The sequence below is a fragment of the Mesorhizobium sanjuanii genome (assembly GCF_002529485.1).
In the GTDB taxonomy this organism is placed as follows: Bacteria; Pseudomonadota; Alphaproteobacteria; order Rhizobiales; family Rhizobiaceae; genus Mesorhizobium; species Mesorhizobium sanjuanii.
This window is the reverse complement of the sequence record NZ_NWQG01000020.1, coordinates 37766-48446: the sequence shown is the minus strand read 5'-3', so window position 1 is coordinate 48446 and position 10681 is coordinate 37766. Positions and strand designations below refer to the sequence as shown.

The window sequence follows — 10681 nt, the reverse complement described above, 5'->3', positions numbered from 1 at the left end:
CCTCGCTGTTCCTTGGCGCCCTGCTCGGCAAAATGTTCGCCGGGGTCATGGCCGTCGCCTCGCCGGCAACCGGCATCGATCCCGCCGTCGCCGCCGTCGTCGGCATGACGTCGCTCGCCGTCGGCGTCGTCGGCGGCCCGCTGACGATGACGTTCCTGGCGCTGGAATCGACCGGCGACCTGACGCTCACCGGCGTGGTGCTGGCGGCCTCGATCATGGCGGCGATCCTGGTGCGCGAAACCTTCGGCTATTCCTTCTCGACATGGCGCTTCCATCTGCGCGGCGAGACGATCCGCAGCGCGCATGACGTCGGCTGGATGCGCAGCCTGACGGTCGGCTCGATGATGCGCAAGGATGTCCGCACCATCGATGCCTCGAAAACGCTGGCCACCTTCCGCAAGGAGGTGCCGCTCGGTTCGGCCCAGCGCGTCATCGCGGTCGATGCCGGGCACTATGTCGGCGTGCTGATCGTCGCCGAACTGCACAGCGACCTGTCCGACGGCGAGACGCCGGTGCTGTCGCTCGCCAAATACAAGGACGCCGTCCTGGTGCCGACCATGAACGTGCAATCGGCGGCCGAGACTTTCCAGCGCGCCGGCGCCGAGGAATTGGCCGTGGTCGAGGATTTCACCGACCGCGTCGTCGTCGGGCTCCTGACCGAAGGTCACCTGATGCGGCGCTACGCCGAAGAGCTCGACAAGGCGCGGCGGGCTCTTTCGGGCGAGGGGTAGGGCGCGTGACAGGCCAGGTCCTGGTCATCGATGGTCGTGAGACTGTTTGTCCAGCTGGCCGCAAGACGCGGCATCAACGCTGCCTCGACACGGCGAAGTCCTCGGCGAAGACGATGAGGCGGAAGAGCCGCTGGCGGTGAATACGGAGCCGACGCTGGGGGCGTAGCAGGACAATCGCATAGGGTGCTCCCCCTCTCCGTCTCGGCTTCGCCGAGCCACCTCTCCCCCATTTCATGGGGGCGAGGAACCCAAGCTTCCCAAGGCCGCGACCTCGACGGTTTGGCGTTTCCTCGCCCCCATGAAATGGGGGAGAGGTGGCTCGGCGAAGCCGAGACGGAGAGGGGGCTGCGCCCTATGCGATTGCCCTGAAAGCGCGAATGAGCGGGACACGCGGCGGCTTAAGGCCGGCGGCGGTTCGATTAGCCGAAGACAACTTGTCCGCTTGACGAAAATCGGTGCGCCTGTTTGAGAGCGGAGGGCGAGACATTTGCTCCATGGGCACGCAAGCAGGGGGTGGGCAAACTGTGAGGCGCGTTCTTCGAATACTGGCCGCGCTGACCATGGCGCTCGCAGTGGCCGGCTGCACAAGCATCTCCTACTACGCGCAGTCGCTGGAGGGACATGCGCGGATCATGGCCGCGCGCAAAAGTGTCGGAAGACTGATCCGTGATCCTTCGACGCCCAAGGCATTGCGCAGCAGATTGACGTCGGCGAGCGCCATAAGACGGTTCGCGACGGATGAACTGGCCCTGCCTGACAACAGCAGCTACCGCTTCTATGTCGACATCCATCGCGACGCTGTGACGTGGGCCGTTTTTGCCACGCCGCAATTCTCGCTCGCGCCACGCACATGGTGCTTTCCGATTTTCGGCTGCGTTCCCTACCGGGGTTACTTCTCCTGGAAATCCGCGACCGAAAGCGCTGTCGAGTTTCAGAGACAGGGGCTCGACGTCTACGTTACAGGCATCACCGCCTATTCCACACTGGGCTGGTCCAGTGACCCGCTGCTCAGCACCATGCTCCGTCAGGACGACACTTATCTCGCAAGCCTTGTCTTCCATGAACTGGCGCACCAGCGCCTCTATGTGAAGGGCGATTCCACATTCAACGAGGCTTTCGCGGTTGCCGTCGAAACCACCGGCACAAGGAAATGGCTCCGCGCCGCCGGCGACCGGGCCGGATTGAGCCGCTACGAAACCGCTCGCAAGCGCAAAGCCGATTTTCTCAAACTGGTGACGCAAACGCGCGACGAGCTGGCCCAGGTCTATGGAAGTCCCCGCACCCCGCGGCAGATGGCGGCCGCCAAGGCAGCCGCGATCGACAGGCTGCGGCTGCGCTACCGGCACATGCGTGACAGGCGCTGGGCCGGATACCGGGGATACGACCGCTGGTTCGATACGCCGATCAACAACGCAAAGCTCGCGGCGACTTCCGTTTACGGCGAACAGGTTCCGGCGTTTCTTCGCTTGTTTGATTTGTGTGGCGGGGATTATCCGAGGTTCTATGCTGCTGTTCGACGGATTGCGGATAAGCCGCACCGTGGAGAAGCGCTGAAGGCGGTGAGGAGCTGTGATTGAGTTGAGCGGGCGCGGCGGGCTGAACATCCTCAACCACCCTAACGCGACCAACCCCAGGCGCGACCCTCTGGTCGACCGACCTGGATCGGCGAGCGTTGGGGTGCACGTCGAGGTGCTTGGCGAGGAGCATGAGGCGGAAGAGGCGCTGGAGGTGAATACCCAGCCGACGTTGGGAGCGGAGGGGGGCGGGGTGCCCTTCGGTATGTGAGGTTCGGCGTCTGAAATCGCATGTGCTTGCAGTGCAGTTCAGGCGGGCATGACGGGCCGCTTTGCGCCCCCTTTTCGGTCCTTCACATCACCCCCTCGCTCTATTGAAAGCGGTCGGTCTCTTGCACCAAATACAGACCTTACCGACTTGCGTCGCCGACCTATCTCTTTTCGCGTTTCCAGCCTGCGATTGACGCGGCAGAAATAAGTTTATGATTTATACTGCGCAACTGGTTTAGCCGGTCTGTCGACGGCCGCGATCATAAAGCCTCAAATATCGCGGGAAAGTTGAAATCTCTATTCAATAAGGCGTTGCCACCTCACCGACTTCCTATACACCTTCTTCAAAGGCCGCACGTTCGCGGCTAGCGATGGGATGTAAACCGAGCCACGGATTTTTTTCAGTGTATTCTTTACTACGCATGTGGAAACGCCACTTCTGGAAGTCTCCTCAGAAAATCCCCGTGAGCAGATTTGTCGATCTGGCGCCGACAAGCAACGCCGATCAGACGGGGATCTACCACGAGGCATTAGAGTTCGCTACGAACAACGACGAGGTGCTGAACATTGCATTAACCGGTCCCTACGGCTCCGGAAAAAGCAGTGTTATCAAGTCTTTCCTGTTGAAATACCCACGACCTAAGCTGGAACTGTCGTTGGCATCCTTCTTGCCGGAAGGCGAGGTTCCTGGGGTGCGGGTCAGCAAACAGGAAATCGAACGAAGCATCCTGCAGCAGATCCTATACGGCGCGGGCGCAAACAAGCTGCCGCTATCGCGCTTCAAGAGGATTCAGATTCCAGAGAAATGGTCCGCAGCCAGTTCTTTGGCAGTATGCCTAGGGGTGTTCTGCCTTTGGTATATCGTCACCAATCAATCCGACGTGATTTCCGGGAAGTTCTTCAAGCCATTCGAGCTGTCCAACTGGTTCAACATCGTATCATTCGCTGTTGCAGCGCTGTTCGTATGGCGGCTGGTTCACACCGCATATTTGAAAAGCCTGGGGCTTTCCCTGAAAAGCATTTCCCTCAAGGACATTCAGATCGCTCCGAAGGCTGCGGACGAGGAATCGATCCTCAATCGGCACCTCGACGAGATTATCTACTTTTTCCAGTCCACCAAATACGACCTGGTCGTCATCGAAGACTTGGATCGGTTCGATAATCCCGACATCTTTGTGACGTTACGCGAAATCAATGCGCTGGTGAATGAGAACGCCGACATACATCGGCGCATTCGATTCCTTTACGCTCTCCGCGACGACATATTCATCAACACGGACAGGACCAAGTTCTTCGAATTCATCGTTCCCGTAATTCCGGTGATCAACCATTCCAATTCAATAGATAAGGTCCTCGAACATACTCAGCGTATCGATCTTGATCGGCGGCTTGACCGACGTTTCGTTCGCGAGGTTTCCCGATATCTGAGTGATCTGAGGCTAATTGCGAATATCTTCAACGAATACGTGATCTACGCGTCCAATCTCCGGGCAGACGGAGATGGCGCATTGGATCCAAACAAGCTGCTCGCCGTTTTGATATACAAGAACGTCATCCCAAAGGACTTCGCTGCGCTGCACCGTCAGGAAGGTGCGCTATCCAAAGTGCTGAACAGGTACGATGAATTCGTTGAGAAGTCGGGAAACAAGATACGCTCTGAGCTGGATCAGATCCAAGCAGACCTAGTCCGCAGCGATGAGCAGTACGCTAGGGATCTCGCTGAACTCCACCGTATCTACGCCATGGCGATCGTAGAACGCGTTCCACAATACTACACACATTTGCACCCAAGTTTCGGCCAGATAGCGCTTGCTGCGCTCCCTCAGCATCCCCAGTTCGAGGCTCTCTTCTCACAACCGCCAGTGAGGGTCACGAATAGCGCTGGCCAACAATCGAGTGTGGATCTTCGTGGGATAGAAGCGGCGGTAGATCCAAATTGGTCCTTCGCCGAACGCAAGACGCAAATCGAGCACAAGTCTACTGAGCATAGGGGGAAGATGGAGAAGAAGGCTCAGGAACTTAAGGCTGAGCTGCCTTTGCTTCGGACAAGAAAATTCCATGTGGTAGTGAGGGAAAGCTCCGCGCTGATAGAAGAGGTTTTTGCAGAGGTCGGCGAAAGCCGGGATCTCCTGAAATTCCTCATTCTGGAAGGCTACCTGGACGATACCTACTATCAGTACACATCACTGTTCCACAGCGGGCGCCTGTCGCGCAAAGACAACAAATTCCTGATTCAGATCCGCAGTTTCAACAATCCTGACCCCGATTTTCAATTGGATAGCATCTCGGAAGTAATTGCCTCTATGCGCGAGGATGATTTCGGGAGAACCTATGTTCTCAACCGATTCATTATGGATGGCTTGCTGGAAAATCCCCAAGAGTACGCGGCCCAAATCACTAGCGCATTCGAATTCATCGCCAGCCACGTCGACGACTGCAAGGACTTTTTCCAAAGCTACTATGCTCGAGGTGCGTATGTGGATCGATTGGTTTCCACCCTGATCCGGAGATGGCCAACTTTCACAGTGGCCGCCTTGAGAAGTGATTTGGCAGTCTCACACGCGGCAAGAATCCTTGCGCACGCTCCAAATGGTGAGATCAAGCAAGGAACTCCCGCTGGCTTCACATTGGCGCGCTTTGCGTCTCAAGAACTGAGCAGGATTCTCGCCGAACGCGTTGAATTCGATCTGGGCATCCTGAAGTCCCTTCAGGTCGAAATAGCCGATATTCGAGTCATCGCTGATCATCAAGATGTGGTCTCGTACGTCGCAGCGGAAGGGCTCTACCGGATTTCCGTTGGCAACATTCGACTTATCATGGAACAGGTTGTTAAGTTCCCAACACTTGGCGATCTGGATACCAATCATTTCTCCTCACTGCGTGAAGCCAACTACAGTCCGCTGCTAAAGCATGTCGGCTCCGGTTTCGAGGCCTACGTCCGAGACGTCTTGCTGAAACTCGAAAACAACACTGCCGAAGATCCGTCCGCGATCATCGAGGTGCTGTCCCACGATGAGGTAGGTATCGAGCTTCGTTCGGAGTTCCTCAGTATGCAGACGGCGACTTTCCCGTCGTTCGAAGGGGTTCCGGCCGCGTTTCACTCCTCTCTGGTTAAGGAACAGAAGATCGGCAGCACTTGGGAGAATTGCTTGGCATTTCTCACCAGCGAGGCTTTCAGCCCCGACGTTCTCACGGCCTTTCTTCAGAGTGAAGCAAGCGAGGCTCTCTCTCGGAAGGCAATCCCGAACGGCAAAAATGCTTTTGCGTTGCGGAAATTCGTGATTGAGAATGACGCGCTGCCGGACGAGATCTATAGGTCTCATGTCCGTCAATTGCCGTTGGCCTTCACGGTTCTGCCGGAGGTTGGACCCACAAAAATCAGGATATTGATCGAGGAGCGCAGAGCTGCTTTCTCAGTCGACAATTTCGTAAAGCTCGAGGATGATGAGCATAAGGCCCTATTCATCGAATTGAATTTCGAGGACTACAGGATCAAGCGAAACGAGTTCTCGATCGACGCCAAAGTCATCGAAAGGTTACTGAATTCCAATCTCGCCGACAGTCAAAAAATGGCAATCATCGGCGATATTGACCCAGACGTTGTTTCAAAAAATCCGTCGCTTGCTACCGCCATCGGTCCTGTCCTCGATCGGTCAAAGATCGTGGCAAAAGATTACGGATCGGATTTCGTTCGCGCGGTCATTCTCAACTCTTACCCTGAATCGCTGCAACTATCGTTGTTCAATAAGTTCCACGCTGTGCTGACCATGGGCGAGGTGCGCGATGTGCTCCGAGGTTTGCCCGTGCCATACCGCGACATAGCCACCTACGGAAAATCTCCAAGAATCGACAGAGATCTGATCAATGAACAATTCGTCTTATGGCTGAGTGAGCGGAGGATTATCTCGTCATTTGCGCCAACGTTGTTTGGTGACGGTATCCGGATCAGCACTTTTAGAAAGGAGCCCTCGACCGATGAGTAAGCAAACCCGTAGGTGCTCGTCGAGATAGTTAGAAGACGATCTGAGCTGAGCTGCGGGCGATGTTGAGCGCCAGTGGATGTTTGGAAGGCCTCGCAGGATTCAAGGTCCACTTTTCGAGCTGTTAGCTTGTCAGCAGACGGTCGGCTTCCGGCCCAATCAACGACGTTCGAGACATTGACGCTAGTTGATGGCGGCGGCTCTCCCACCTACCCCCCCGCCAACCGCGGCAGCAAAAAAATCTCCGCCCCCGGCGGTAGCTCTTTTGACCACGTATCGCGATAGATCGTCCCGTCGATAGCGACGGCAATTCCCTTCTCGATCAAGGGCTCGAGGCCGGGATACTGTTCAGCCAGTTTTCTGAACAGCTCCCGTATGTCCTTGGCCTCGATTTCGACCTTGCTCTTGCCTCCGGCGAGCGCGCCAAGCGATCCCCAGAGCGTCACCTCGACCATCAGCGCGGGGCCCTTATTGGAGCATGATGTTTGTCCGAAAACCGCTGCGCACTTTTCGGCATCATGCTCTAGCGTTCAGCCTCGATCGCCGCCAGGATGCGCGGCGGCGACATCGGGATGTGCGTCATGCGCACGCCGACCGCGTTCGACACCGCGTTGGCGATCGCCGCCAGTGGCGGTACGATCGAGGTCTCGCCGACGCCGCGCACCCCGTAGGGGTGGTTGGGGTTGGGGATCTCGAGGATCTGCGTGTCGATCATCGGCAGGTCCGAGCACACCGGGATGCGGTAGTCGAGAAAGCCGGAGTTCTGCAGGCGCCCGTCCTTGCCGTAGATATACTCCTCGTTGAGCGCCCAGCCGATGCCTTGCGCGGCACCGCCCTGGTACTGGCCCTCGACATAGGTCGGGTGCACCGCCTTGCCGGCGTCCTGCACGACCGTGTAGCGCAGCACTCTGGTGAAGCCGGTCTCGGGATCCACCTCGATATCGCAGATATGGGTGGCGAAGGAGACGCCGGCGCCGTCGGCGACGAGTTCGCTGTGGCCGGCGATGGGTCCGCCCGTCTTGCCCGAGGCGGCCGCGATCTCCTTCAGGGACAGCGCAGCAAGGTTGCCGTACTTCTCGCCCTTGGCAATGGCGTGGCCCTTTTCCCAGACCACGTCGTCGACCGGGATGTCCCACGTCTGCGCGGCGCGCTCGCGCAGGGTCAGAATCGCGTTGCGGGCGGCCGAGATCGTCGCCATTGAGGAGGAGAAGGTGCCGCGGCTGCCGTCGGTCATGTCGTTGTAGCCGAGGCTGGAGGTATCGGCGACCACCGCCTTGAGCTGGGCATAGTCGATGCCGAGCTCCTCTGCCGCCACCAGTGACAGCGACGCGCGCGAACCGCCCACGTCCACCGTGCCGACGGCGAGCGACACCGAGCCGTCCATGCCGATGTTGAGGTCCACGCAGGTCTGGCCGCCGAAGTTGAACCAGAAGCCGCAGGCCATGCCACGGCCCTGGTTCTTGCCGAGCGGCGCCTTCATGTGCGGGTGGCTCTTCACCGCCTCGAGCGTCGGGCCGATGCCGATCGGGCCGTAGACCGGGCCATAGGAGGCTCTGGTGCCTTCCCGCGCGGCGTTCCTGATGCGGAACTCGACCGGGTCCATGCCGATTTCCTTGGCCAACTCGTCGACCGCGCTTTCCACGGCAAAGGCTGCCATGGGGGCAGAGGGCGCGCGATAGGCCGCGGTCTTCGGCCGGTTGACCAGCACTTCGTAGCCGACAGTCTTGACGTTATCGAGCTTGTAGCAGGCAAAGGCGGTCATGGCGCCGAGCTCTGCCCACATGCCGGCATAGGGGCCGCTGGTGTAGCGCAGCGTCGCCTCGGCGGCGGTGATGGTGCCGTCCTTGCGGGCGCCGATCCTGACGTCGATCGAGGTGGCGCTGGTCGGGCCGGAGGCGCGGAACACCTCGTCTCGCGTCATCACCAGCTTGACCGGGCGGCCGGCCTTGCGCGACAGCGCCAGCGCCACCGGCTCGGCCCAGACATGGGTCTTGCCGCCGAAGCCGCCGCCGATCTCCGAGGAGGTGACGCGCAGCTTCGAGGCTTCCAGCCCGAGCAGTTGGGCGCAATGCTGGCGATAGACGAAATGACCTTGCGTGCAGACCCAAAGGTCGGCTGTGCCGTCGGAACTGACATTGGCCACGCAGGCATGCGGCTCGATATAGCCCTGATGCGTCTGCTCGGTCTTGAATGAGCGTTCGACGACGAAATCGGCCTCACCGAAGCCCTGATGGATGTCGCCATGGCCATACTGGGTGCGCTTGGTGACGTTGGAAGGCTTGACGGGCTTTTCCTCAAGCCCCTCGGTGAAGATGGCGTCGTTGATCAAGGGGGCGTGGTGCTTCATCGCCTCGTCGACATCGGTCACATGCGGCAGCACCTCGTAATCGATCTCGATCAGCTTCAGCGCCTGTCTTGCGGTGCGGGCGTCGACCGCGGCCACCGCGGCCACCGCATGGCCGTCATAGAGCGCCTTCTTGCGCGCCATGCAGTTGTCGAGGATGTCGTACATGGCGGAATCGCCATCGGTGAGGTCGGGCAGGTCGGCCGCGGTGATCACCGCCTTCACGCCGGCGAGCTTCTCCGCCTTGGACGTGTCGATCTTCCTGATGAGCGCATGGGCGTGCGGGCTGCGCAACACGCGGCCCACCAGCTGTCCGGCCATGTTGAAGTCCGCGCCGTAGCGTGCGCGGCCCGTCACCTTGTCGACGCCGTCGGGACGGATGGGACGCGTGCCAACCGAGGTGAAATTGCGCCCCGCGAAACGTGGATCGAAATTCATCGTCAAGCTCCCTTCATCACGCCGGCGGCGTCCTGGACGGCGCGCACGATCTTGTCATAGCCGGTGCAGCGGCAGAGGTTCCCGGCGAGGCCGAAGCGGATTTCCTCCTCGGTCGGATCGGGGTTCTTGGCCAAGAGGTCCTTGGCCGCGATCAGGAAACCGGGCGTGCAGATGCCGCATTGCAGGGCTGCGTGCTCTAGGAACTTCTGCTGCAGCGGATGCAGCGTGTCGCCATGCGCCATGCCCTCGATGGTCTCGACGCGCCGGCCCTCGGCCTCGGCGCCGAGCACCAGGCACGAGCACACCAGCCGGTCGTCGAGGATGATGCTGCAGGCGCCGCAGTCGCCGGTGCCGCAGCCTTCCTTGGCGCCGGTCAGTCCCAGGCGATCGCGCAGGACGTCGAGCAACGTCTCATCGGGCTGGCAAAGGTACTCGACGTCGTCGCCGTTGATTGTCGTTGAAACTGCTACACCAGCCATCATTTGCCTCCTGCACGCTTATAGGCGGTGATGGCGGCCCGCTTGGCCAGCACACCCGCAACTTTCCTTCTGAATTCGATGGTGCCCCGTTTGTCGTCGATGGGGCGGCAGGCGCCAGAGCAGACCTTGGCGAGCCTCTCCAATGTGGCTTCGTCAAGCTTGGAGCCAATGAGAACCTCCGCAGCTTCCTCGACCAGAATCACGGTCGCCGCCACGGCGCCCAGCGCCAGTCGGGCCGATTTGACACGACCTTGCTCATCGAGCGTCAGGTTCACGCCGGCGCTCACCACCGCGATATCCATCTCCGTGCGCGGAATGAAACGCAGATACGCATCGCCCGAATGCGGCTGACGCTTGTCGAGCAGGATCGCCTCGATGATCTCGCCCTTGGCCAGCGACGTCTTGCCCGGCGCGGTCGGCACTGCTTCAACGGCGATCGTGCGCCTGCCTCCCGGACCGACGATCACCGCCCTGGCGCCGGCGGCCACCAACGCCGGCACGCTGTCGGCGGCCGGCGAGGCGTTGCATAGATTGCCGACGATGGTGCAGCGTCCCTGCACCTGTTTCGAGCCGATCAGGTTCGCGGCTTCGACGACGCCCGGCCACGCCTTCTTCAGGGCCTTGCTCTCGCCCAGCACGGCGCACGGGACCGCAGCACCTATGCTAAAACCTTCCGACGTTTCCCGGATTTCGCTCAACCCCTCGATCGCCTTGATGTCGACGATCAGGTCAGGTTCGATAAAGCCGCCTTTCATTCTCACCAGGAGGTCGCTGCCTCCGGCAAGTATGGCGGCCGTGCCGGTCGACCCGGCCAGCAGGCCGGCGGCATCTTCAATTGAAAGCGGACGTATGTAACGCATCGTCTCCCCTTGGCGGTGATAATCAGATCGCCCGTTATAAAGGGTCTCTTCATAATGGCCATCCC

8 protein-coding genes are annotated in these 10681 nt (G+C 59.7%); 4 read left to right on the top strand and 4 right to left on the bottom strand.

What is annotated here, in order from left to right:
* From CN311_RS04330 to CN311_RS04315, 4 genes are all read left to right on the top strand, one after another.
* Positions 1-731, top strand: a 731-nt coding sequence (locus CN311_RS04330; protein ID WP_133117131.1) for a chloride channel protein, incomplete at its 5' end; no start/stop codon positions are given.
* A gap of 560 nt (positions 732-1291) precedes the next feature.
* Positions 1292-2308, top strand: coding sequence for an aminopeptidase (locus CN311_RS04325; protein WP_097572159.1), 1017 nt, complete (start codon positions 1292-1294; stop codon positions 2306-2308).
* A 1-nt stretch (position 2309) separates the two neighbouring features.
* Positions 2310-2516 carry a hypothetical protein gene (locus tag CN311_RS32880; RefSeq protein ID WP_245440724.1) on the top strand — a complete coding sequence of 69 codons (207 nt, stop codon included), beginning with the start codon at positions 2310-2312 and terminating at the stop codon, positions 2514-2516.
* Between the two features lie 463 nt (positions 2517-2979).
* Positions 2980-6498, top strand: coding sequence for a YobI family P-loop NTPase (locus CN311_RS04315; RefSeq protein WP_133117130.1), 3519 nt, complete (start codon positions 2980-2982; stop codon positions 6496-6498).
* A 206-nt stretch (positions 6499-6704) separates the two neighbouring features.
* Here the strand turns inward: CN311_RS04315 and CN311_RS04310 are convergent, their stop codons facing one another.
* The 4 genes from CN311_RS04310 to CN311_RS04295 all read right to left on the bottom strand — a co-directional run bounded on the left by CN311_RS04310 (position 6705) and on the right by CN311_RS04295 (position 10616).
* On the bottom strand, positions 6705-6950 hold the full coding sequence (locus CN311_RS04310) for a MoaD/ThiS family protein (RefSeq protein ID WP_097572157.1): 246 nt from the start codon (positions 6948-6950) through the stop codon (positions 6705-6707).
* Between the two features lie 68 nt (positions 6951-7018).
* Positions 7019-9277 (bottom strand): xanthine dehydrogenase family protein molybdopterin-binding subunit, encoded by a 2259-nt coding sequence (locus CN311_RS04305; RefSeq protein WP_097572156.1) that lies wholly within the window; start codon positions 9275-9277, stop codon positions 7019-7021.
* Positions 9278-9279: 2 nt separating this feature from the next.
* Positions 9280-9756: a (2Fe-2S)-binding protein gene (locus CN311_RS04300; protein ID WP_097572161.1), complete on the bottom strand. Its 477-nt coding sequence runs from the start codon at positions 9754-9756 to the stop codon at positions 9280-9282.
* Entirely contained in the window at positions 9756-10616 is an 861-nt protein-coding gene (locus CN311_RS04295) for an FAD binding domain-containing protein (RefSeq protein ID WP_097572155.1), read from the bottom strand. The genes CN311_RS04300 and CN311_RS04295 overlap by 1 nt, the downstream gene beginning before the upstream one ends.
* Positions 10617-10681 lie beyond the last annotated feature (65 nt).